At 47.1% G+C, this 23,310-nt stretch carries 20 protein-coding genes and 1 riboswitch; of the genes, 16 read left to right on the plus strand and 4 right to left on the minus strand.

The window, feature by feature from the left end:
• Positions 1-486 precede the first annotated feature (486 nt).
• Both JWH17_RS15295 and JWH17_RS15300 read left to right on the plus strand, forming a co-directional pair.
• On the plus strand, positions 487-1,530 hold the full coding sequence (locus tag JWH17_RS15295; protein ID WP_205223501.1) for an OmpA family protein: 1,044 nt from the start codon (positions 487-489) through the stop codon (positions 1,528-1,530).
• Between the two features lie 163 nt (positions 1,531-1,693).
• Positions 1,694-2,467: a hypothetical protein gene (locus JWH17_RS15300; RefSeq protein ID WP_205223502.1), complete on the plus strand. Its 774-nt coding sequence runs from the start codon at positions 1,694-1,696 to the stop codon at positions 2,465-2,467.
• A 9-nt stretch (positions 2,468-2,476) separates the two neighbouring features.
• On the opposite strand, the gene JWH17_RS15305 is transcribed toward JWH17_RS15300, so the two are convergent.
• Positions 2,477-3,076 (minus strand): YfbR-like 5'-deoxynucleotidase, encoded by a 600-nt coding sequence (locus tag JWH17_RS15305; RefSeq protein WP_205223503.1) that lies wholly within the window; start codon positions 3,074-3,076, stop codon positions 2,477-2,479.
• Positions 3,077-3,223: 147 nt separating this feature from the next.
• The gene (locus tag JWH17_RS15310) at positions 3,224-4,522 is read right to left on the minus strand and encodes a sodium:solute symporter family protein (RefSeq protein ID WP_205223504.1); all 1,299 of its coding nucleotides are present in this window, start codon (positions 4,520-4,522) and stop codon (positions 3,224-3,226) included.
• A gap of 189 nt (positions 4,523-4,711) precedes the next feature.
• Between JWH17_RS15310 and galE the strand changes: the two genes are divergently transcribed.
• The 14 genes from galE (at position 4,712) to JWH17_RS15380 (ending at position 21,481) form a co-directional block, all read left to right on the plus strand.
• Positions 4,712-5,731, plus strand: a complete 1,020-nt coding sequence (gene galE, locus JWH17_RS15315; protein WP_205223505.1) for a UDP-glucose 4-epimerase GalE — start codon at positions 4,712-4,714, stop codon at positions 5,729-5,731.
• 665 nt (positions 5,732-6,396) lie between these two features.
• Positions 6,397-6,597: riboswitch (cobalamin riboswitch) on the plus strand.
• A gap of 201 nt (positions 6,598-6,798) precedes the next feature.
• On the plus strand, positions 6,799-8,781 hold the full coding sequence (locus JWH17_RS15320) for a TonB-dependent receptor plug domain-containing protein (protein WP_205223506.1): 1,983 nt from the start codon (positions 6,799-6,801) through the stop codon (positions 8,779-8,781).
• On the plus strand, positions 8,781-9,545 hold the full coding sequence (locus JWH17_RS15325) for a DUF2162 family putative transporter (protein ID WP_205223507.1): 765 nt from the start codon (positions 8,781-8,783) through the stop codon (positions 9,543-9,545). The genes JWH17_RS15320 and JWH17_RS15325 overlap by 1 nt, the downstream gene beginning before the upstream one ends.
• Positions 9,523-10,131, plus strand: a complete 609-nt coding sequence (locus JWH17_RS15330) for a MotA/TolQ/ExbB proton channel family protein (protein WP_205223508.1) — start codon at positions 9,523-9,525, stop codon at positions 10,129-10,131. The genes JWH17_RS15325 and JWH17_RS15330 overlap by 23 nt, the downstream gene beginning before the upstream one ends.
• Complete coding sequence (locus tag JWH17_RS15335; protein ID WP_205223509.1) at positions 10,128-10,496, plus strand: DUF2149 domain-containing protein; 369 nt, start codon at positions 10,128-10,130, stop codon at positions 10,494-10,496. Before JWH17_RS15330 ends, JWH17_RS15335 begins: the two co-directional genes overlap by 4 nt.
• 68 nt (positions 10,497-10,564) lie before the next feature.
• Entirely contained in the window at positions 10,565-12,577 is a 2,013-nt protein-coding gene (locus tag JWH17_RS15340) for a helical backbone metal receptor (RefSeq protein ID WP_205223510.1), read from the plus strand.
• A complete protein-coding gene (locus tag JWH17_RS15345; RefSeq protein WP_205223511.1) occupies positions 12,574-16,515 on the plus strand; it encodes a cobaltochelatase subunit CobN in 3,942 nt (1,313 codons plus the stop codon). The genes JWH17_RS15340 and JWH17_RS15345 overlap by 4 nt, the downstream gene beginning before the upstream one ends.
• A 14-nt stretch (positions 16,516-16,529) precedes the next feature.
• Positions 16,530-17,381 carry a sirohydrochlorin cobaltochelatase gene (locus tag JWH17_RS15350; RefSeq protein WP_205223512.1) on the plus strand — a complete coding sequence of 284 codons (852 nt, stop codon included), beginning with the start codon at positions 16,530-16,532 and terminating at the stop codon, positions 17,379-17,381.
• A 23-nt stretch (positions 17,382-17,404) separates the two neighbouring features.
• The gene (locus tag JWH17_RS15355; protein ID WP_232371112.1) at positions 17,405-18,268 is read left to right on the plus strand and encodes an ABC transporter substrate-binding protein; all 864 of its coding nucleotides are present in this window, start codon (positions 17,405-17,407) and stop codon (positions 18,266-18,268) included.
• 8 nt (positions 18,269-18,276) lie between these two features.
• Entirely contained in the window at positions 18,277-18,978 is a 702-nt protein-coding gene (locus tag JWH17_RS15360; protein ID WP_232371113.1) for a MotA/TolQ/ExbB proton channel family protein, read from the plus strand.
• Positions 18,975-19,385, plus strand: a complete 411-nt coding sequence (locus JWH17_RS15365) for an ExbD/TolR family protein (protein WP_205223514.1) — start codon at positions 18,975-18,977, stop codon at positions 19,383-19,385. Before JWH17_RS15360 ends, JWH17_RS15365 begins: the two co-directional genes overlap by 4 nt.
• 16 nt (positions 19,386-19,401) lie before the next feature.
• Positions 19,402-20,115 (plus strand): energy transducer TonB, encoded by a 714-nt coding sequence (locus JWH17_RS15370; RefSeq protein ID WP_205223515.1) that lies wholly within the window; start codon positions 19,402-19,404, stop codon positions 20,113-20,115.
• A 153-nt stretch (positions 20,116-20,268) separates the two neighbouring features.
• The gene (locus JWH17_RS15375; RefSeq protein ID WP_205223516.1) at positions 20,269-21,174 is read left to right on the plus strand and encodes a LuxR C-terminal-related transcriptional regulator; all 906 of its coding nucleotides are present in this window, start codon (positions 20,269-20,271) and stop codon (positions 21,172-21,174) included.
• Between the two features lie 112 nt (positions 21,175-21,286).
• Entirely contained in the window at positions 21,287-21,481 is a 195-nt protein-coding gene (locus tag JWH17_RS15380; protein WP_205223517.1) for a hypothetical protein, read from the plus strand.
• A 100-nt stretch (positions 21,482-21,581) separates the two neighbouring features.
• On the opposite strand, the gene JWH17_RS15385 is transcribed toward JWH17_RS15380, so the two are convergent.
• Complete coding sequence (locus tag JWH17_RS15385) at positions 21,582-22,178, minus strand: anaerobic ribonucleoside-triphosphate reductase activating protein (protein WP_205223518.1); 597 nt, start codon at positions 22,176-22,178, stop codon at positions 21,582-21,584.
• Positions 22,169-23,310 (minus strand): ribonucleoside triphosphate reductase (locus JWH17_RS15390; protein ID WP_205223519.1); only part of this gene is annotated, 1,142 nt, incomplete at its 5' end. The genes JWH17_RS15390 and JWH17_RS15385, both read right to left, overlap by 10 nt.

A 23,310-nucleotide genomic window follows, 5' to 3' on the forward strand; every position in this document is an offset into this window, starting at 1 on the left:
AACACTGCGTACAAGACGGTATCAGCATTCTGATTACCAATGAAACTCAGCATTTTTTTTTGGGACTCGGGAGACAGATTAAATTTCTCAGTACTGAGGTAGGGGACTGATTTTTTTCATGGTTTTTTATGAAAATTAATCTGTCTCCCGGGTTTAAAAGAGAAATAAAATCAGTCCCCTGTCTGTTTCAGTAGATAATTGGCTGAGTTTTGTACGTAATCAGAATCAGCATTGTGAAGTGTGTCAGATAGGGCAAATATAATCAACCTCTTGTCAACAACAATATAACACACAAAACGAGTATATCGTATCACCATATCTAAGCTTGGCAATGGCTCAGTTACGATCAACCTGAGCTGGGCCAATACTTCACAGGCCAGGTCTTTTTTTCTGTAAATTCAAGATTGACCTATTTCCACTCCTGCATTATTCTTTTATAGTCAAATCGTTATCTTACTTTCTACAACATCAACGAAGGAGAACACAATGAGGATGATCCACAAGAGTTTTATTGTCGGCCTGACCCTGTTGCTTGCTTCATGTTTATCCACCACGGCATTTGCAAAAGAAGTGGTCTTTGTGAAACTGGCAGACAACTTTATTATCCTTTATGACTCTTCCAGTTCCATGAAAGCCAAAAGTGGCGATCAAATGCGACTGGACATCGAACGGCAGATACTAACTGAAAAAAATTCTACGTTACCCGCACTTGACTGGCAGGCTGGTATTTATACCTTTACGCCCGGATTTGGTAAAGAAGCATTCAAAAGCTATTTACCCATGCAGACATACGACAAAGGAGCCTTTACCTCTACCATCGACACGCTCCCTTCCAAGCCCTCAGGAACAACGTTGCTCCAAAACGGACTCGTTTCTCTGGAGCCTATCCTTGCCAAACTGCAGGGTGAAACAGTTGTCTTTCTTTTTACCGATGGCCAGTTCACAGCGAACCGTGGACTTCCCGCCCCTGGAATGATCGCCAAACAACTTGCAGAAAAATATAAAGTCTGCTTTTACGTTATTGACACCGACGACGATACCAACGGTGACCAAGCTGTCAACGCTGTTGCTAGCGCCAGTGATTGTGGAAAAGTTATTCAATTCTCCAAACTTCTCGGTCATCCGGAATGGCTGACCAACCCTCTTTTCATGGTCAAAGAGGGAGAAATGCCCAAAGCACAAGTTGTAGGCACCAGCGTCAACAACGTTCTTTTTGACTTTGACAAAGACGTTGTAAAACCAGAAAACTATGTGGCACTGAATGAACTTGCAATTCTCCTTCAGGAAAATCCAAAAGCTCACGTTACCCTGGCTGGTCATACAGACAATATTGGTTCAGAAGAGTACAACCTCAAGCTTTCCCAGCGACGCGCAGCAAGTGTGCGTGCCTACCTGGTCGAAAAAGGTGGCATTGACAACAAAAGAATCACCTTAAGCTCGTTCGGTAAAGCTAAACCTACCAACAGTAACGACACTGAAGAAGGACGTGCCAAGAATCGCCGTGTAGAAAGTATCATAACCGGCATGTAACACCTCATTACGTTACCAAAGCCTTTTTAATCTACCAGGCAGGCGCTAACAATGCCTGTTTGGTAGATTGTTTTCTACGCTCTTTTTTTTTATCAAAAAAAGAAGCACTGTCCTCAATTAACACACATCACTTCTCTCTTTTGCTGCGTACAAGCTTAGACCAATGCTCCTCTGGAAACAAGCAGCAAATCGTCCCCCTGACAATCCCGGCACTCTACTGCGCTTGTTTCTTGCAACCAGCTCGCGGGCTCCCACGCCTTTTGCTTTTTCCAATCAAGCTCGCCTTTTCTCCCTGCTCTTTGTAGTAGCACTTTTATCCAGTTGTACCCAATTGCCTGAGTATGCGGCCCCGAAGATTCGGCCGGCATCAAAACAGCCCACAACTTTTTTCGCATACCGGCAACTGCAACAAAAAGATTTTCGTGCGCCATCGCTGCAAGAAGGCACAAACGGGCAGGAAGAACATTTCAATGCCCGTTCCAGTGTACAAATACGTCCCAAAAGTTCCACGAAAATCATGGTAAGGAAAAGCTCTTTCAATGGGGTTCCGCTGTACTTTGCCGACATCGACAATCTTGCATTTGAAGCTGTTTTCATACCGGAAAATTCTTGGTGGAATCCAAACATACCTGCAGCAAAAAAAGGCTACGTCCTTCAACACGAACAAATTCACTTTGCGTTACTGGAAATTACAGCGCAAAAGATAACCAAAGAAAAGAGCCATTACCGCAAAGGGCTACCCATCGTGGGCAATACGGCAATGGAGGCGCAACGGCTTGCCATTGTCTGGATTCAAGATATTATCAACAGTTATAACGAAGAGATACTGAAACAACATACTACATTCGATCAGGACACATCGCTCTACTATTCACCGAAGATACAACAAAGGTGGTGGACTCAGGTGAACAAAGAACTTGGTTCCACAAAGCAATAGGAGCGCCGCTTATGGTTGCAATTCGAAAGCCACCTTTGATTCCTCTGCATTCTGCAACAATTCGTTGAGCAAATCAATTGTTCGCCGCCAATTATATTGGGGAAAAGTGGTTATTCCTTGTTTGAGTTTATTTTCAAGCATCTGGTAAAGAAGTTCAATAACCTTTTTTGCATGTATTCCGATACCTTCATCAGTAATAAAAACAAGGGCATCAATTATATCGGCAAGCTTCACAATCAGCAGATGCTCTGGGTGCTCACGACGGATGGCCTCCTTCATCTCAAACAACCAGGGAGCAATCTCTCTTTCTATGGCCTCAATGGGATTATTATCTCCACTTAAATGCTCAATATGCTGTTTAAGCGGGCTTGGCAAATCACCCGTAAGGAGTTCAGGTGTGTCGTGAAGTGAGGCGTATTCCATAATCTGCAGCAGATCGGTATCGGACAAATCAGGCCCAATGATATCTTTGGCAAGCTTGTTGGAGATACGGGTGACCATGTAGTGATGTTCTGCCAGTGTCTGATCTCTGGAAGTACGAACACTATGCCAGCGCGTAACATGTCCGGACCGGGCAAGGTCGGCAAGGGTGAGTTTGGGTAACATCATAATAACTAACTATCAGGTAAGAAGAGAAAAAGGATTCATCCGTCACAGGCATCATACTGTATACAAAGAAAACCTCAACAGCCAAGGCACACCACATTTAATCCAGCCTAACAATCCTCCGTCATTGGGCTTTTAAAAAAGCGATTATCAGCTTTCTCCGACCAAATTGATATTCATCAACACATAAACCACCGGAATAAGATACAGCAAGCAAACCACCCATCTCGAGCGCGACAATTTTTTGAAAAAAACCAGAATAACAAGTCCCACAAACACAGCAGAGCCACGTAACCCCATTGACATATAACTCCATTTAAGGATTGCCGAATCCAGCCCGGTAAAAACCAGCATCGCTGCGCAAAAAAGAATAAAAAGAGTCAAGGCACGGAGCAATGACAACGGCTTTAAAAGGTGATGTTCCTTTGTTTTCCGGTCTATGAAATCGTTGTATATATTGGTGGTAACGCCAAGCAATAACCCTGCTCCGGTACCGAGCACAACCAGCAGGATGCCAGCAGAAAAAAAAGCTGCAATAAGGGGCGGAAAGCTATGGTAGAGGAAAAAAGGAAGAGCCTGAGCCGTACCACCGCTGATTTCAGAAAAATTCGCTCGCAAATACAACCCAATAACAATACCTAACAGTCCGAGGGGAGGAATCACCGCAGCACTGAGGAAAGCGCCGTTTCTCGCCTCCTTCACGTCTCCGGCAGAAAAAATAGCCTGTAGATATATCTGAGTAGAAAGGACTCCGACAACCATGGATGCCATATGAACAGATGCTGCTTGAAGACCATAATGACGCAAACTGAGCATATCAGCACCTGGTGGCAGGCATGAAAGAATATTTTCCAGGCCCCCGCCCCGGTACAAAGCCACACCAGCACTCACCAGCATGATAACATACAACAGGAAAAATTTAATTTTGCCGATCAACCCAGCCCCGGCAATACCACCGTTAATAACGAAAACCCCAATAAATATGCTGGTTAACAACACAGCCCAACCGGCACTAAAATGAAACACTGCTTGAAGAATGGCAATGGATGCCAAAAATTGTCCGATGATGTGAATAAACATGCCGACCGAATTAACGATACTGCAATAAGAGCGAAAACGGCTTCCAAAAGCGCGCCCCAGGTATTCGGACACTGTTACGACTCCAGCCTCGCGCAACCCTTTGGCAAAAAATAAGCCCAGCAAAAGACAGGAGACACCACTCCCGAGGGTAAATATCCAGGCTGAGATCCCATGCGTATAGGCCGTCTGGACCGTACCTATGGTTGAAATGCCACCGACAAGGGTACCAATAATTACCCAGGAGACACCAGTATAATCAAGCGACCTATCTGCCACTGAAAAGCCGGAAGCGGACTTAACTGTGGATAATTTAATCGACAGCAGTGAAATCAGAAAAAAAGTGATTGCAAATGTTATTTTATACAGCAAACCGTTCCCACCGCCCTTCTCGTTTCCGATAGAAAGTAAAATTATACCGGGAGAAATTAAACAGACCGGCATATATATCTAATATCTATGCAGATATAAAAACCAATGCCCTTTTTTCACAAACCCATTATTATACCTGATGTTATTCCAGTTTGCGTTATTTTTTTATTCCCACCACAGGAGTATACAATGCATATCTTAGTCACAGGTGGTGCCGGTTACATCGGTAGCCATACCTGTCTTGAACTACTTGAAGCCGGCCACAAGGTTACCATTTTAGACAACCTCAGTAATTCCTCCAAGGAATCCATTAATCGAGTGGAAAAATTAACAGGCTCGTCTATCGATTTCTTTCAAGCAGATCTACTGGACGAACAGGAGGTTCGAGAAGTCTTTGAAAAGGCATCAGATACAGATGCTGTCATCCATTTTGCGGGCCTCAAGGCCGTAGGCGAGTCTGTGGAAAAGCCGCTTGCTTACTACCATAACAATATAACAGGTACGCTTAACCTCTGTAAGGTGATGCAGGAGTTTGGCGTCAAGAATATAGTATTTAGTTCTTCTGCAACCGTTTATGGCGATCCTGCAACCGTTCCTATCATGGAAAATTTTCCTCTTTCCTGCACCAATCCTTACGGGCGAACCAAACTGATGGTCGAAGAAATTTTGCGGGACTTGGCCGTACCGGACCCAACGTGGAACATTGCCCTGCTGCGTTATTTCAATCCTGTTGGTGCGCATGTAAGCGGTCAAATAGGAGAAGATCCTAACGGTATTCCCAACAACCTTATGCCCTACATTTCTCAGGTTGCAGTTGGCAAGCTCGCAGAGCTTTCGGTCTTTGGCAATGATTATTCCACACCAGACGGAACCGGTGTCCGTGATTACATTCATGTGGTTGATCTAGCCGTTGGACATCTGCGTGCGTTGGAAAAACTCACAAAAAACCCAGGGGTGGTTACCTACAACCTTGGTACAGGCCAAGGCTACTCAGTATTGGATATGGTCAGTGCCTTTGAAAAAGCCAGCGGCAAGCAGGTTCCATACAAGATAGCTCCCCGCCGACCCGGCGACATTGCCCAGTGTTGGGCGGACCCCTCTTTAGCACGGAAAGAGTTGAACTGGGAAGCAAAAAGGGGGGTGGTTGAAATGTGCGAAGATACCTGGCGCTGGCAATCTTCCAATCCCCAGGGATACACTGAAGGATAGCTCCTTTCTTTCAGAGGACAAACCCGTTTCTAAGGGTTCAACACCTTGTAAATAATATAAAAAAAGGCTGGAAAATGATAACCACTTACCAGCCTTTTCCAGCATCTTCTTTTTTTATTACCCCCAACCAACCTTTCACTTCTTGCCGTTTCGGTGCCCTGCCCAGACCTTTAACCTCACCATCGTTGACCACCGCCGGAGGAGAGAAAATCTCTAACCCGAATTTCTCATGAACTTTTTGATTTAAAACTCAACAAATTGATATTATTAGCTAAAATGTAACCTGTGCTATTAACAGTGTGTTTTTTGTTTTAAATCAAAAAGTTCCCCCTTTGGGTCAATAGATTTTTCCGCAGGATCTACGTTACAAGCCACTTGCGGTAGTTTACTACAGCTGCGCGGCTTGTGCCTTGCCCTGCGAAAAACTTTATTGATGAGAAATCCGGGCTAACAGTGCTATTTACAGAAACACTGTTATCTTTGTACCCCCCAATCCAAGATTTTGCTGGTCAATGAACAACCTCGGTTACCTCCAATAATAAATTCTCCACATTTTTTTCCTCTTGCGTGATTGAGGCAATTACAAAAAAACGCCCCCGGATACCACTCAGTAGCACACTGATTTAACTGTAAAAAAAGCTTGCCTTATTTCCCGTTTTGTTGTTTGTTTCCTGTTTGTTTCAGGTGCTTACAACCAAGCTTTAAAAGGGAACCCGGTGTAAATCCGGGACGGGCCCGCCGCTGTAAACCTCTCCTTATAAACAAATAAGGAAAAATGCTTTCAACCATGTGTGCCACTGCTCCAAAGCGGGAAGGCCGTTGAAAGTGGGGATAGTCAGAAGACCTACCTGAACAATGGTACCGCAAAAAAGGTACCGCATGGAACCACGCACATCTCCTTATTACCCAATAGGCTTCCATGTTTCCAGAATCTCCGTGGACAAGAGATTCAAAGGCATCTGTGGATTTAAATCAGGGCATCCCCGGATCAATGTAGTACTAATTGGTCCGGGGATTTTTTTTATTTCTCTCCGGGCATCCGTTCTTAAAAAGGAGAAGAAATAACAATGAAGAAGTATTACCCCGCTCTACTTATTCCCATCCTGTCCTGCCTCCATGCTCAAACTGCTATGAGTGCAGCCACCCCCTCACAACCCACTGTAATGGATGAGGTTGTTGTTACAGCAAGCCGTACCGCTGAAACAAAAAAACAAGTCAGCGCCAATCTCACTGTCGTCAACCGAGAAGAAATCGAGCAATCACCAAGCCGTAATGTTGCCGACCTGCTTGCAGAAAAAGGACTTGGTCACATTCAAAAATACCCCGGCAACCTCACCTCCATAGGCATTCGAGGATTTCGTACCGATACCCATGGTAACGACTTGCAGGGCAAGGTCCTCATTCTACTGGATGGCCGACGTGCGGGTACCGGTAACGTGGCCAAACTGATGACCAAAAATGTCCAACGAATCGAGGTAATCCGTGGCCCGGGAGCCGTACAATATGGGTCTGCGGGTATGGGTGGTGTGGTAAACATCATCACCCGGCAAGGTAAGCTCAACAGTGCTTTTGTAGAAGCCGGTGGTGGCGGTTTTGACACTGGAGAAGGCTCTATTGGTGGAACTGTTAATCAAAACGGTTTTGACTTTGCAGGAAGTTATACCTACAGAACCGAAGGCGATTATGACACCGGGAGCGGTGATCGATTTGAAAACACAGGAAATAACTATGAAACCGGCATAAGTGCGAATCTTGGTTACTCCTTCTCAGATACCAATCGGCTGGGCGTCATTTTCACCGGTTTTGATGCAGATGATGCGGGTGATCCTGGTTATTTCAGCAATCCCGACCTTGATAATACCACAGACAAGGACAATTACTCCATTGATACTAGATATAATGGGGGTACGGATAATGATCAGTATCAATGGATGGTACGTTATTTTTTCGGTAAGGATGAAAACACATGGAAAAGTCCGACTGCCTCCAATGCATCCGGCTGGGATACCGGCATAGATTCATCCAACAAAACAGATCAACAGGGAGCCCAGGCACAGGTTACCGGAACATTTGATATTGCCACCTTTACCGCGGGATTTGATTGGCTCGATTATGATGTGGAAAACACATGGACTCCAACAAAAACCACCTATACCAATCCAGCATTATTTCTGTTAGGCAAAACAAGTTTTGCCGATGATGCTGTCACCGCAAACATAGGATTGCGTTACGACTGGTATGAAGTTGAAGTAAAAGAGCCCGCAGGCAGAGACGAAGATCAAAACCGATTAACCCCGCAGTTTGGCCTTGCCTGGATGGTTACCGACGAACTGAAACTTCGTGCCCAGTATGCAGAGGCCTTTACAATGCCCTCTGCCGACCAGTTGGCAGCCGATTTTACCAGCTTTGGTACCAGAACAGTAGGCAACCCTGATCTCGATCCAGAGAAAAGCAATACCTATGAGGGTGGTGTCGACTTTGAACACAAAAGTCTTACTGCCTCCCTGACCTATTTCTACACCGATTTTGAAGATAAAATAACCACTGATTATCTTGCTGACGGCTCAGCTACCTGGAAAAACCTTGGCGATGCGACCATTGCCGGTTTTGAGGGAGAGATCAGCTACGATGTCGGAGAACCAATGGGTTGGACCTGGGAAGTCAGACCCTATCTCGGCATGACTATTCTCACCAAGTATGAGGATGACCAAACCGGTGAAGATCTCCTCTATGTAAGTGGTACCAACCTATCAGCAGGCCTTGTTGTAAACAATGGGGCAGGTGCGTTTGTCCGGTTTAACGTTGCTTACGCCGGTAAACAAGACGTCAATGATTGGGAGTCTGGAACATACCCTACACCGGTTGTTGAACTTGATTCGTCTACAGTTGCCGATCTCGTTGCCTCGTATCGTTTTCTTGAGTCTGATACCTATGGGGCATTCACCCTGCGCGGCGAAGTACGCAATCTTTTTGACGAAGAGTATGCCTACGTGAAAGGGTATCCTATGCCTGGCATCAACTGGTTCCTCGGACTGCGCTGGGATTATTAGTGGAGTTAAAATCATTACTGCTCGGCCTTGCATTTTCACTGGGAATTTTTGCAGTGAAAAGCGGGACCGGTCTCTCCTACCTCATGCAGCAGGAAACAGGCCCCAGACGATGGGCAATTTTCTGCTGTTGCCAGGTAAGCTACCTTTTGTCTTTCCTGCTTGCCGGCTACCTCATCCATCAGGGCAACCTGATGGAGCACCTGGAGCGCTTCATGCTGTTTCTTCAAAACGGGATGACCCTCCACTGTCTCCTTGCCGCCCTCCTTCTCCTCTGGGGGGCGGCTCTTTTAAAACGACCACCGGAGAACCGCAGCAAAAGCTCCGGCTGGCTACTCCTCTCCCTTCCATGTCCGGTCTGTTTTGCGGTGATCCTTTTCAGCGGCGGTTTTTTGCAAGCGTTATATCCGAAAACCCCTTGGTTGTTTGTCTGGCTTTACCTTAGCTTTTTCGCTGTCAGCTGTATAAGCGCATTCATTGTCAGTTACATGAAAAGCAGCGAGCCGATACATGGCCTTGGCACCGTGATGGTCCTAACAGCGCTCTATTTTCTCATAACCATCCTGGTTGTCCCTCAGTTTAGCGATATTGATAAAATCTACAGACTCAGTAAATCCGGCCTTGCTCCACTCAATCACCACTCCTCTCCCTGGCTGTTCATAGTGATGGGAATAACCTTTTTCGTTGGAGTGTTGAGCAGCTCCTACAAAAAAACTGGAATGCACTACAAGCGCACATACGAACATGGAAATAACAGCACTCTTTAAATCGTTTATTTATCTTGTTTCCTCATCCCTGCTTACTCCGGTCCTGTTCCTTTTGTCAGCCCTTATCCTGTGGTTGATAATGTACAGCGGCAATTTTTGTGGCCTGTGGATAAACCGCAAACGGTTGACCAATGATATTGATCCCCTGCTTGCATTAACCAATCAAACGTTCTCCAACTTTCCGCCTACTGTCCGACAATGCTGTTTACAGCTTATAGAGCTGTCCAAGCAACCCCATGCGGACCTGGCAGTGACGCATCTGCTACGTGAACAAGAACACCACTTATGGAAGTCCCTGGACCGACTAAAAATGCTGATACGAATCGGCCCCGGACTAGGCTTGATAGGAACCCTGATTCCCATGGGTACCGGGCTTGCTGCACTCAGCCAAGGTGACCTCACCCGCCTTTCCGGTGATTTAGTGATTGCTTTTACCACTACGGTGGTAGGGCTGACGCTGGGGCTGGTTAGCTATTTCTTTTTTACGGTGCAGCGTCGCTGGACAGAAGAAGACGTAAAAAATATGGAACTGGCAGCAGAAATAATCATGGGCGACTATGTAAACAGGCCAGATGAAAGACAATGAGATATTTTCAACGTACCCAAAACAGAGGCGCAGGACTCTCTGATAACGACCCATTGACCGGAATAGCGAACCTTTTTGATTTGGGCCTTGTCTTTATTGTCGGCCTCCTCCTTGCCCTCTTTGGTACCTACCACCTCGAAGATTTGCTTCGTCAGGATTCACAATTGACCATTACCAAGGAATCCAGCAATGGCGAAATGGAAATCATCACCAAAAAAGGGACAAAAATTGAAGCGATAAAAGTGACTAAGGACAAGGCCAAAGGCAAAGGCCAACGCCTTGGCGTTGCTTACCGCCTCAAGGATGGTTCCATGGTGTATGTTCCGGAAAAAGAAAATCCCGCTGCTGATCCCCCTCGTCAATAAAAATTTTGCCAGCCCCATGGTATCAGGCTGTCTCTGTGACAAACAACAAACCGAACCCACAGCAAATAATGAAAAAAAACCTCGGCATCGTCATTATGATGTTTCTCCTTTTCCCTGGAAGTGCACACACAGCTGTATTTCCCTTTTCCTTCACCGATTCAGCCGGCAATACAATCTCCATAGAAAAACCACCACAGCGCGTGGTTTCTCTAGTGCCTTCCATAACTGAAGCCCTGCTGCGCATTGGTGCTGAAGAGGTAGTACATGGAATAACCTACCATTCAGTACTCCCGCCCCAAAGCTCAGCCATTTCGGCTGTCGGCGGCTTTTTCAATCCAGACCTAGACAAAGTAGCCGCCCTTGAACCGGACCTCATTTTTTACGCTGACCTCCAGCAAGGCGTACGCAAACGTTTTAACGGCAGGGCCACCATGGTCGAGCTCACCCCCACCTCCATTGATGAAGGTTTTGCCCAGATCAGACTCCTAGGCAGGTTGTTTAACAAAGAAAAAGAGGCTGCAAAAATTATCAACCGGGAAAGGCAACAATTGCAGGTCATAGCCGATAAAGTTGACAAAATCCCACAAGAAAAACGGCAGCGGGTGATGCGGCTCATGGGAAGGGACACGATTATGGCCCCTGGAGATGATTCGTTTCAAAATGAATTTATCAGAGCGGCCGGCGGCATTGCCCCCACATGGCATAAAAACGGCAGTATTGTTCCGGTCACCCTGGAGCAGTGGCAAGAGTTCAACCCACAAATCCTTTATGGATGCGGTGGTGATCGCTCTACCATGAGCATCCTTGATCAGCCTGAATGGAACGAGGTGGATGCGATAAAAAACAATAAGGTTTTTTTCTTTCCCTGCGATCTGACCTGCAGAGCTGCCACCCACACAGGCTACTTTGTTTCCTGGTTAGCTACTCGTATCTACAATCAGGAGTTCGGCGACGAACACAATTTTGTTCTGGCCCAAGAAATTATCAGCACTAAAAAACTTGCTCTTGATCTTGACTATGTGCAGAAAGCGGAAATCATCGAAACAAATATCAAAGATTTCCGAAATAAAACGGTGGCGGTTACTTTTAAGCATCCAATGACCGTCGTGTCTACACTAGAAGGACAAAGACAAGGAATCACCACTGTTGCCAACCACTATTTCCCGCCACCATCCTGGGGCCTTGGCCACAGACAAGGCATTGAGGCACTGCGCCAAGAGACCCTGCAAACATTGCACCTGCCGGAAGGAACGACGTCCATCCTTTTCACAGGTGCCGATATGGATAATCTCTCGGTGGCAACACAGCGCTTCAAGGAGATGCAAGTCACCGCCTTAGTCACTGCCGGCGTCAGTAGTAACAGTGTCCGGATGAGCAAAGACACCGGTTCCTTTTATGAACCGGAACAAGCAGCGATAAACAAGCCCGGAACTATCAACATCATGCTGCTCACCAATATGCAGCTGTCGCCAAGAGCCATGACCAGGGCTCTTATCAGCGCAACCGAGGCCAAATCAGCAGCTCTTCAGGATCTTGACATTCGCTCCAGCTACTCACCACGAATTTATCAAGCAACCGGCACAGGGACTGATAATATTATAGTGGTCCAGGGTGAAGGCTATCCTATTGATTCCACCGGCGGCCATACCAAGATGGGTGAACTGATTGCCCGGGCGGTGTATGCCGGCGTGAGAGAAGCTGTGCATCAACAAAACGGCCTGACCGCCCAACGCTCTATCTTTCAACGGTTAAAGGAGCGAAAAATAAGTCTTCACGATCTCTGCAGCAAGGCGGTAAATCCACAACAAGCTCCTCCTCTACGGGCAGAGATGGAACATATCCTCCTTGAGCCCAGGTATGCCGATTTCCTGAAAGCGATCCTGACTGTAAGCGATGATGTAGAACGTGGAATAATCGAAGATACCAGCAGCATCGACGCATGGATCCAGGCGACAGCTTCTGAGCTTGCCGGCGGCAGGGATGCAGAGCTCAAACCATTTATCCAGGACAACCTGCCGCAGATTACAGCCAAAGGATTGGCAGCACTTCTGGCAGGCGCCCAAGCACGAATGGAAAAATGAGTTATCTCAAACCGCTGCCTTTCCTTGTCCTTGCCCTTGTTTTTCCATGCCTGCTGATGGCAGCAGACCTGACACTGCTGGTTATTGACGGCGACTCCTATCTTGCGAACCAGGCCGTAAAGGGACTTGAAGTTCCGGTGGATATCAAGGTCATATCTGCCGGAGAGATACAACCCGACGATAAAAAGCAGATAAAAGCTATCAACCAATCGAAAGTAATCATTGTTGATGTCATGGGCCGGGAACTGGAAGAATATCTAAAAAACCACATTGGCTTCCAAGGGAAAACCATCTACGCGCTGCGTAGTTCCATTGATGATGAGCCACTTAAAAAGCTAGGGTTTATTTTTGACAAACAACTCGGCGAGTACTTCAGCCATCTCAGCGTTAATAACATGCGCAACATGCTGTTACTGGCCGCCCACCGTCACTTTGACGCCTCCCTCTCTTTTGCTCCGGTACAAAAGCAGGTGCAACAGGGACTCTATCACCCTGATGCACCGGAACCTTTTTCATCTCTCCAGCAATACTTTCAATGGCTGCAGGCACGCCCAAACTTTTCTCCCAAAAAGCCACGAGTCGGTCTGCTCTTTTTCTCTTCATCACTCACCCCCGGCCAGGAACAACCGATACGTTTACTGATTAACCAATTGGAGGCTGCCGGTTTTACCCCGGTACCCTGCTTTGGTAAAGATCAGGAGGTAATTGAAAATATTCTTCTTGATAACCAAGGGAAAGCACAAGTTGACCTGGTTGTAGCCCTTTCCCTTAAATTTTACTCTGCTCTCACCGATGAACTTGCAGTTTTGCTGGACCAGCTCAACGTCCCGATCATCAATGCAATAAGCCTCTATCAGGATACACTGGATCAGTGGCGGCAAAGCCCCATAGGCATAGGCGGCAGTGAAATTACCTGGACCATTGCCACCCCCGAAATTTCAGGCCTGATTGAGCCCACTCCACTGGCTGCAAAAAAACAGGTTCGTGATCCTGATACAGGTAAGTCTTACTATCTCAGTCAACCGATCACAGAAAATATTACTCGCATCATTACCCGCATCAAAAAATGGCTCGCCCTCCAGCAAATGGCAAACCACGACAAAAAGATAGCTATTTTCTTTTACAACCACCACCAGGGAAAACAAAATATCGGCGCCTCCTATCTCAATGTTTTTGCCAGCCTGGAAAACATCCTTTCTGCTCTGGCCGCTGAAGGCTACATGGTGGGCAACGCCCCGGATAAAGAAACAATCAAGCAACTGATTATGACCTCAGCCCGAAATATCGGTTCATGGGCGCCGGGCGAATTAGAAAACCTGCTCCAATCGTCCCAGGTCCTCAGGCTTCCCATCCAGCAGTACAAAGCCTGGTTCAAGCAACTCCCCCAGGCATTCCAGGAAAAGGTTATCAATCAGTGGGGTCAGCCCGAAGACACGCCCCTGATGGTGGATGGTGACAATTTTCTGATTCCGGCAGTACAACTGGGCAAACTGGTGCTGCTGCCTGAACCGGTACGAGGTCTCAGCGATGACCCAATGAAACTCTACCACGACACCACCATTTTCCCTCATCATCAGTACCTGGCAGTCTATCTGTGGCTTGCACACGGTTTCCAGGCCGATGCCATGGTTCACCTCGGCACCCATGCCACCTATGAATGGACCCCAGGCAAACAGGCAGGGTTATCACCCGCCTGCTCTCCGGAAGTACTGATTGCAGACGTCCCTAACCTGTATCCCTATATCGTTGATAATCTGGGTGAAGGCATCCAGGCAAAACGCAGAGGCCGGGGGGTGATGATCTCCCACCTTACCCCGCCTTTAAAAAAAGCCGGTCTGCACCAAGAGTATAGCCGCATGGCAGAGCTGATTAATGAATATGAACGTGCCAAGGCAAGGACAAGCGATACAGCTCCGGTAAAGTATGCCGAACTGATGGACCTGGTTGAGAGCACCGGCATCATGAAAGATGTTACAACAGAAAGTCAACAGCACCATGATGCGTATCATGGTGCAGCTGTCCCTCCTGCTCAGCTCCACAATGAGCAGGAGGGACAGCTGCACCAGTTAGGGCATTATCTAGAAGAAATCAAAGCAAACCTGATGCCCTACGGCATGCATCACTTTGGTAGAGGCATGAATACCGAGGCAGCTGCCGAGACTGCTCAAAGCATTATCCAACACCACCCCGAAAAGCGAACAAACGATATTATCACCAGGCTCCAGGATTCAGGCCAGGCTGAATTAACGGCCCTGCTCAATGGGCTTGACGGAAGATATGTTTCTCCTGGCCAAGGGAATGATCCTATTCGTAACCCCAATGCCCTGCCTACTGGAAAAAACTTTTACGGCCATAGCCCGCAAAAGCTTCCGACTCCAGCAGCGTGGGAACTGGGGAAAAGAGCAGCAGAACAACTCATAGCCGAACACATACAGACCACACAGACCTATCCCAACAAAGTGGCAGTGGTGCTGTGGGCCACAGAAACCCTGCGTAATGAAGGCGTTAACGAATCAACCGTTTTGTATCTGATGGGCATAAGACCTACCTGGTCCAGTGGCGGAAGAGTAACCGGGGTGGAGGTCATCCCATGCAAAGAACTTGGACGCCCCCGTATTGATGTTATGGTCAATGCTTCCGGGCTTTATCGCGATCTTTTCCCAGACAAAATGCTGTTAATCGACCAAGGGGTGCAACTTGCCATAAGGCAGACCGATTTGGACAACCTGCTTCGAAAAAATACCGCACAGCTGAAACAGATACTTCAGGCGCAGGGAATGGATGAACAGGCTGCAGATGAATATAGCCGCCTGCGCATTTTTTCTGAGACTCCTGGGAGCTACGGCAACGGCGTTTCTGAAATGGCTGCAGCTTCAGGAATATGGGAGAGTGAACAGGAAATTGTCGATGTTTTTAGCAAACGAACCAGCTTTGCCTTTGGCGAAAAACACTGGGGACTTGATGCCCCGCAACTACTCAAAGAACAGCTCAAAGGTGTTGATGTAGCGCTCCACTCACGTTCATCCAACGTGTACGGCCTGCTTGATAACGATGACTTTTACCAATACCTCGGCGGATTATCCATGGCAATCCGTCACCTTTCAGGCCGTACTCCGAAAACAATGGTCACCAGGCAACAACAAACAGGTCAGGTAGAAGTGGAGGATGTTGCAAAAACTCTGGGCAGGGAAATACGCAGCAGGTATCTTAATCCACACTGGATAGAGGGTATGAAAAAGGAAGGCTATGCAGGTGCTCGGGAAATGGCCAATTATGTGGAATATCTCTGGGGCTGGCAGGTAACCACACCAGAGAAAATAGATGCCGCCAAGTGGCAGCAAAGCTATGAAGTGTATGTGGAAGACAAGTACGATCTGGGCCTGCAACACTTTTTCAACCAGGCTTCCCCTTGGGCCCATCAATCCATCACTTCTCGCATGCTGGAAAGTATACGTAAAGCATACTGGAACCCGGAAAAGGAGGTCACCCAAAAACTTGCTGCCACTTATGCTGTTTCCGTGGTTAAAAAAGGTGTCGCCTGTTGCGAGCATACCTGCAACAATCCCTTGCTCAACCAGATGGTGGTTTCTATTATCTCCCTGCCGGGGGTATTAAGTCCTGATATGGTCGAGGCATTCAAGATAGCAATTGAAAAAATGGCCGGTGCGTCGCTTGATGAACAAGTGGAAAAACGCCGGCACCTCCAACAGCAGCTGAGCGCACCCGCACAAGCATCTGCCGCCCAAGCAGCAGAGATGGACACAACAGCGTCAAGTGAACAAAACGACTCTACTGTGGAGGGCTACAAAATGGAAAAAATGGACACCAAGGATGAAACGACGGCAATGACCTCATCTGGGGTTGAATGGCTGGCGGGTGTAGTTGTTCTCGCTTTTATAGGCCTGGCGGTACTGGGCGCAAAACGAAAAAACATTTAATTCAGGAGTACACCTTGCAGCAACAAGGATATATTGGGCGTAAAATGCGCCTTCCCAAACTCAAGGAAAAACCTGCTCTTGTCATCACTACCTTTGGCAGCTCCAGCCAGGGCAAGGTGGCAATAGAACATTTTCAACAAAAACTTGACCGTTCTTTTTCTGAGTACGAGCTCTACTGGGCATACTCCTCTGAAATAATAAGAAAAAAGGAACAGCTACCAAGCCTCCAGCAAACGCTGTCTCAGATAGAAAGCGATGGTTTCCGTAAGGCTATCGTTCAACCATTGCATATTTTCCCAGGAACCGAGTATCAACAGCTACTTGAAACCTGTAACTATTTCCCCGGCCTCAGAATCATCGTCGGTGAAACGCTTTGCCATCGCTGGGATTTTATCAAAGAGGTACTGGAGGTTGTTAGCAGTGATTTCCTTACTGGTGAAGACGGCCTCAACCTGCTGGCCTTGCATGGCACCCCCCTTGCGGCCGATCCTGTCAATGCTACTTACCTCGGTATTGAACGATTGGTCACCGGTCTGTATCCCAATGTCCAGGCAGCCTCAATCGAAGGTGTTCCTGATCACGAAGCTGTGATCAACCAGATCAGCAGAATACATGAGGACAGGACGATTAAAAAAGTCAGGATCATTCCTATGATGTTCCTCGCTGGAATCCATGTGGAAGACGATCTGATGGGCACAGACGACAGCTGGCGAACCATGCTTGAGGAAATGGGCATTGCTGTGGATTGCCCGACCATCGAGTACAACAAGACAACCTATTTCAAAGGACTGGCGTTCAGAGAAAAATGTAGCGACTTTTTTAGAGACAGGTTAACCAGAGCTCTGACCATACTCTCCTATTATTAGACATGAAACAGGCCTTATCCCTCTTGATATTTGCGTTTTTGGTGTTCTCTCTCATCACCCCGCATTCCCCTGCCCTGGCCAAAGAAAACAGCCCTGACAAACCACTCCACTCTGTTCCGCAACGGATCATATCTCTGGGACCGATAAATACGGAAAACGTTTATCTGCTTGGAGCCGACGACCGCCTTGTTGCTAATACCAGCTATTGTGTTCGACCTGCAGCTGCAAAAAACAAACAAAAAATCGGCTCTGTAATGCAGGTCTCCTTAGAAAAAATTATCAGTCTCAAACCGGATTTGGTGTTGGCAACGGGGCTTACCCAGCAGCAGCAACTGCAGCAGATGAAAAACATGGGGCTGCGGGTGGTGCAGTTCCAACAACCCTCCTCATTTAAGGCCATCTGCAACCAGTTCCTGCAGCTTGGCCAACTGCTTGGGGTGGAGAAAAAAGCACAGGAAATAGTCGAACAGGCTCAACACCGAGTGCAAGCGGTCACAAGCCGATATGCAGCCCTTTCCCAACAAAAAATTTTTCTGCAAATAGGATCGCAGCCTCTTTTTTCTTCGGTTAAAGGATCCTTTACCAACGATTATATCGTATACAGCAATGGCATTAACATTGCAGCCAACCAAAAAAACGGCACCATGAATTACGAACGGGTGCTTGCGCACAATCCTGATGTGATCATTATTGCCATCATGGGTACGGAAAGTGGTATTGCTGCCATGGAAAAGAAAAAATGGTACAAATTTTCCGGGATGAAAGCAGTGCTCAACAATCGTATCCACATCATTGATCCTGACCTGGTGTGCAGTCCGTCTCCAACTACCTTTGCCGAGGCACTAGAGCAAATAGCTCTGCTCATTCACCCGGAATCTTCTACCTGATATCTGCTATGAGATTATACGAAATATTTTTAAGCGGCGGGCCGGTCATGTGGCCTCTACTCCTCTGCTCCATCGCGGTGACAACGGTGGTACTGGAACGACTTTTTTTCTGGGCATCGCTAGATCGCAAACGGAACCGCCCCCTGATGGATGAACTGCTTTGTCTGGCCCAGGAAGGCGACTGGCAGACATGTAAAACAAAAACAGAACCCTGCAGAGACCATGTGGTCCGTGTACTTGCGGTTGGCATACTACACCGGGATTTCGACATGGCCAAAGCCATGGAAGCCGAAGCCAACCGGATGATGCAGCACATGAGTCGTCACATGCCTATTTTAGATACCATGATCACCATTGCACCGCTGCTTGGCATCTTCGGCACAGTACTTGGCATTATAAGTTCCTTTAAAATGCTTGGTGCCGGCGGCATAGCAGATCCCAAACTGGTTACTGCCGGTATTGCCCAGGCCCTCATTACCACCGCAACAGGGCTTGGCATAGCCATTGTCGCGGTTATACCTTATAATTATTTCAACAACCGGATAAACAATGCCATCCATGTGATGGAGAAATATGCCACCAATCTGGAGGTAGTCTACAGTAAAGTAAAAGGAATAACCGAACCGGAGCCCTACAATACATCACCAGCAAGCAATGGAGCAAAAAAAGCCCCTCAAAACCACCTTAAAACTCCGGGTATGCTCCAATGAAACTCGCCCACACCCGAAACAAACCGGCACGGATCGAAATGCTGCCGCTGATTGACATCGTGTTTCTCCTCCTGGTCTTTTTTATTTACGCCATGCTTTCCATGGCTGTGCACCATGGGCTGCAGCTTGATCTGCCTCAATCGACACAGGCAACGACAACCGAAGAAAGTCCGATATCGCTTTCCATCACAAACGGTAAGACAGGCATTGAATTTTTTCTCAATCAACAGCCCCTCACCCAGGTAGAACTGCACCAGCGCCTGACCGACATTGCCCGAGACAAGGATAATCCCCAGCTCCTCGTTTTTGCCGAAAAAAACATCACCTACCAGCAACTCTACCAGGCACTGGACGAGCTGAAGGCCTGCGGCTTGACAAAGATATCCCTGCAGGCAAGCAGGGAGTAATGCATCACGGGTAACCATGCAAAGGATAGTCTGTGCGCTTTTCTGCGCGCTCGTCTCACACGGGGGGCTGCTTCTACTCCCCTGGCCGGAAAACACACAAATCGCTCCACAACTCCCTGGAGCAGAAAGCATTACCATCAGCTTTGATGATTGCACAGTTACGCAACAACAGGCGGAGCAAGTACAAACATCTCCAACTCTGTCGCAGCAGGAGGCCACGCCTGAGCCGCCGCTGCCCGAGTTAGAGAATATTGCACCAGTTTCCTCCGCCACTCTGCAAACAACAGGAGAAAAAAAAATAAAGCATATTCGACCGCCGACCAGAAAAAAACGACTCCACTTCAAACAGCAACCGGTTCAAAAGGTGCAAAGCACGCCTGATCACGCTTCAGGCAAGCCTACCACCCAAAAACAGTTGGCCAAAACCGCTCAGCACGCAGCGGCAGCGCCGGTGACGTCTCAGGCTAGCCCTCTCTACCAAAGCAGCCCTAAACCAGTGTATCCGCAGCTTGCCCGCCGAAGGGGGTGGGAAGGAGTAGTCATGATCAAAGTTCTGGTCCTTGAGGATGGCTCTCCCAGTCACATTGATCTCCAGCAAACCAGTGGCTATCCATTACTCGACAAAGCAGCGCTCAAAGCTGTACAGAAGTGGCATTTTGTTCCGGCAACCAGAGATGGTATCCCGGTGGTAGGCGAGGTGATCGTTCCGGTCCATTTCAAATTACAGTAACGCCCTATCAGGCGTATACTTTGTGAAGAGGGAGGCATCATATATCAGAGTATATTATCTTCACACTCAGAGTGCTTACCTTGGGCTCATGCGACCGCTATGATACCCTTAAAAAAAATACTATCGCCATCCCAACCTCTACGAATTGTCTTCATGAACAGCAAACCTGACCCACTAGTAAGCGCTGAATTTGCCCGCAACGTTCTCGATTCCCTTTCCGCCCACGTCGCTATCCTGGATATGAAAGGAAAAATTCTCGACACCAATGCGGCCTGGAAAAAATTTGCGCAAAGCAATGACCTGAAAATGCGACCCGACATGACCGGAATAAACTATTTGCAGGTATGCAGTTCATCTTTTGGAACCTCTTCCAAGGAAGCTGACAGAGTATTTTTGGGTATTACGGCATTGATAAATGGCAGTATTGACGAGTTCGTTATTGAATATCCCTGCCATTCGCCCGAAGAAGAACGGTGGTTTTATATGCGCGCAACCCGACTCCGATTCGAGGATGAACTCCGCATTGTTGTCAGCCATGAAAATATTACAGCCCTGAAACTCATGGAAAAAAAGCTTGTGCAGCAAAAAGAAGCATTAAAAAATCGGGAAAAAGAGCTTGAAATTCAAAAAGAGCACTTGGAAGAAACCAATATAGCCCTAAAAGTACTGTTAAACCAAAGAGACAAAGATAAGGAGGAAATGGAAAACAATTTGGTATGCAACATCAGGGAACAGCTCTTCCCCTACTTGAAAATGTTACAATCCAGCCCTTTGAACCAGCAACAACATATGTGGACAGAAGTTATCCGTTCCAGCCTGGAAAAAATTATCTCTCCTTTAGTTGCACATTTTTCCGCCCTTCAATTGCAGTTAACGCCCAGTGAGGTACAGATAGCAACATTAATCCGCGACGGACGCACAACCAAAGAAATAGCAAGTATCCAAGGGTGCTCCGTTGATGCAATTGAATTTCATCGAAAAAATATCCGTAAAAAGCTTAATCTCACACACAGCAAGATAAACCTTCGTACTTATCTCCGCTCAATCACAAATCAGTAGTTTTTACCTCCCACTCCACTCCAGATTTCTTCCCGTTGCATTATTGTCTCCATGTGTAAATAATATAGGCGTAGAATAAAATCTTATCTGACAAACCCAACCGGAGAATATCATGCTTTGTAGCTACTCAGAATTAAACAATGACGCCCTAAATGCAATTCAAAAACTTGAAAAAGAAATTGGTAAGCCTCTGCTTTCTTTCTCCTGCAAAGACATTAAGCCGGCGCTGGTTGAACAAGAAACATTAGACAAGATTCAGGCACTGGAAAAATCTCTTTCCCTTTCTCTTGTTGCTGTAGAAAACTAACAGTGACGATCTTGTTGTAAACGGAACAAACTCCGATTGAGTGTGCGTACATAGGCTAACCTGTGGTACCCAAAGGTTAGCCTATATTGTTTCCAATTCTTTACGCTGCTTCAGGCACCGGTCTATACTGTTGGATTACATAACGCGAAGTCTCTGGAATAGACGAGGTAATCTCCTGGATATCTTCTTCACCAAGCAATGCGGGGTAGACTGTGGTTCTGAAATGGTGATCCTTACCACTCGAAACGATAACATCGACGGATTCACGTATGGCTTCTGTATCAACGGCAATACCACACAATTGGCTATATTTACTAAAAGGTGCTTTCACATCCATAGCAATATAGTCGATTAAGTTGTTGTCCAACAGTTCCCGCAAACATTGCGGATTGCTTCCATTGGTGTCCAGCTTCACCGCAAATCCCAGTGCTTTTATTGCCGACACAAAGCGCATTAAATCCTGTTGCAGAGTAGGTTCTCCACCCGTTACGACCAGTCCTTCGAGCATTCCAGTAGACTTTTCCATAAAACCAAGGACACCTTCTTCCATAGAGGGGGAGTGTTGTTCGGACATCCTTAATAAATGCTGATTATGGCAATAGGGACATTTAAAATTACATCCCCGGGTAAAAATTATTGCTGCCGGCTTCCCAGGATAATCGCTGAGGGTAAACGACTGAAAACCACCTATAAACATGGCTGCGCCTCCACGTGGAAATGACGTCTTTTGCCGAATTCAGCACGTTTGCCTTTATTCCACTGACCAATGGGTCGCATATAGCCAACCACCCTTGAATAAATCTCTGTTTTTTCTCCGCAGTGTTCACACTTTTCCTGCTCACCATTCAGGTAGCCATGGGTAGGACAGATAGAAAAAGAGGGAGAGATAGTAAAGTAAGGAAGCTGGTACCTGGAGCAAACAGTACGAACAAATGTTTTTAATGCCTCCTTGTCCGCCACAGCTTCTCCGAGGAAAACATGGAGCACAGTCCCACCAGTATACTTTGTCTGTAGTGTGTCTTGAAGGTCAAACACCTGGAATACATCTTCACTATAGTTTATCGGCAATTGGGTTGAGTTGGTATACAGTGGCACCTCATCGGTTTCATCGGTAAGAGTACATCGCATGTTGGGAAATCGCTTTTGATCGATTCTGGCCAGCCGGTAACCAGTACCTTCAGCCGGAGTGGCTTCAAGGTTATACAAGTTACCAGTCTCTTCCTGGAAAGCGACCAAACGATCGCGTATATGGTCAAGCACCCGCTCTGCAAATGCTCTTCCTTTATCTGTACCAATATCCTGCTGAAACAGGTTGAGACATGCCTCGTTGCCGCCGATAATACCAATGGTGGAAAAATGATTGCTCCAGTATGAGGAAGACTGTTCATGTACCTGTCGCAAATAAAAACGAGTATAAGGGTACAATCCCTTACTGGTGAAATCTTCCAGAACCTTTCGCTTTACCTCAAGGCTTGTCTTGGCAATATCCAGCAGACGATCGAGTCGAGTGAAGAAGTCACCTTCCCAGGTTGCCTGGTAGCCAAGCGCCGTCAGATTGATCGTTACCACGCCAATACTACCGGTCAGAGGATTGGCACCAAATAGGCCACCACCACGCTTGGCTAACTCGCGAGTGTCGAGCCGTAGCCGGCAGCACATGGAACGGGCATCTTCCGGGGAAAGATCTGAATTTACATAATTGGCAAAATAGGGAATCCCATATTTTGCCGTTGTCTCCCATAAAACATCGAGCTCCCTGTTGTCCCAGTCAAAATCAGCGGCAATATTGTAGGTGGGAATGGGAAAAGTAAACACCCGCCCCTGGGCAT

Source organism: Desulfogranum marinum, from assembly GCF_016918565.1.
Classification (GTDB): Bacteria; Desulfobacterota; Desulfobulbia; order Desulfobulbales; family Desulfobulbaceae; genus Desulfogranum; species Desulfogranum marinum.

What these genes read in the sequence shown, in the direction of transcription:
- JWH17_RS15345 (WP_205223511.1), top strand. Translation starts at nt 12,574, where the DNA reads ATGAGTTATCTCAAACCGCTGCCTTTCCTTGTCCTTGCCCTTGTTTTT.
- JWH17_RS15375 (WP_205223516.1), top strand. Translation starts at nt 20,269, where the DNA reads ATGAACAGCAAACCTGACCCACTAGTAAGCGCTGAATTTGCCCGCAAC.
- JWH17_RS15300 (WP_205223502.1), top strand. Translation starts at nt 1,694, where the DNA reads ATGCTCCTCTGGAAACAAGCAGCAAATCGTCCCCCTGACAATCCCGGC.
- JWH17_RS15295 (WP_205223501.1), top strand. Translation starts at nt 487, where the DNA reads ATGAGGATGATCCACAAGAGTTTTATTGTCGGCCTGACCCTGTTGCTT.
- JWH17_RS15330 (WP_205223508.1), top strand. Translation starts at nt 9,523, where the DNA reads ATGGAAATAACAGCACTCTTTAAATCGTTTATTTATCTTGTTTCCTCA.
- JWH17_RS15385 (WP_205223518.1), bottom strand. Translation starts at nt 22,178, where the DNA reads ATGTTTATAGGTGGTTTTCAGTCGTTTACCCTCAGCGATTATCCTGGG.
- JWH17_RS15370 (WP_205223515.1), top strand. Translation starts at nt 19,402, where the DNA reads ATGCAAAGGATAGTCTGTGCGCTTTTCTGCGCGCTCGTCTCACACGGG.
- JWH17_RS15360 (WP_232371113.1), top strand. Translation starts at nt 18,277, where the DNA reads ATGAGATTATACGAAATATTTTTAAGCGGCGGGCCGGTCATGTGGCCT.
- JWH17_RS15305 (WP_205223503.1), bottom strand. Translation starts at nt 3,076, where the DNA reads ATGATGTTACCCAAACTCACCCTTGCCGACCTTGCCCGGTCCGGACAT.
- JWH17_RS15320 (WP_205223506.1), top strand. Translation starts at nt 6,799, where the DNA reads ATGAAGAAGTATTACCCCGCTCTACTTATTCCCATCCTGTCCTGCCTC.
- galE (WP_205223505.1), top strand. Translation starts at nt 4,712, where the DNA reads ATGCATATCTTAGTCACAGGTGGTGCCGGTTACATCGGTAGCCATACC.
- JWH17_RS15340 (WP_205223510.1), top strand. Translation starts at nt 10,565, where the DNA reads ATGAAAAAAAACCTCGGCATCGTCATTATGATGTTTCTCCTTTTCCCT.
- JWH17_RS15380 (WP_205223517.1), top strand. Translation starts at nt 21,287, where the DNA reads ATGCTTTGTAGCTACTCAGAATTAAACAATGACGCCCTAAATGCAATT.
- JWH17_RS15365 (WP_205223514.1), top strand. Translation starts at nt 18,975, where the DNA reads ATGAAACTCGCCCACACCCGAAACAAACCGGCACGGATCGAAATGCTG.
- JWH17_RS15335 (WP_205223509.1), top strand. Translation starts at nt 10,128, where the DNA reads ATGAGATATTTTCAACGTACCCAAAACAGAGGCGCAGGACTCTCTGAT.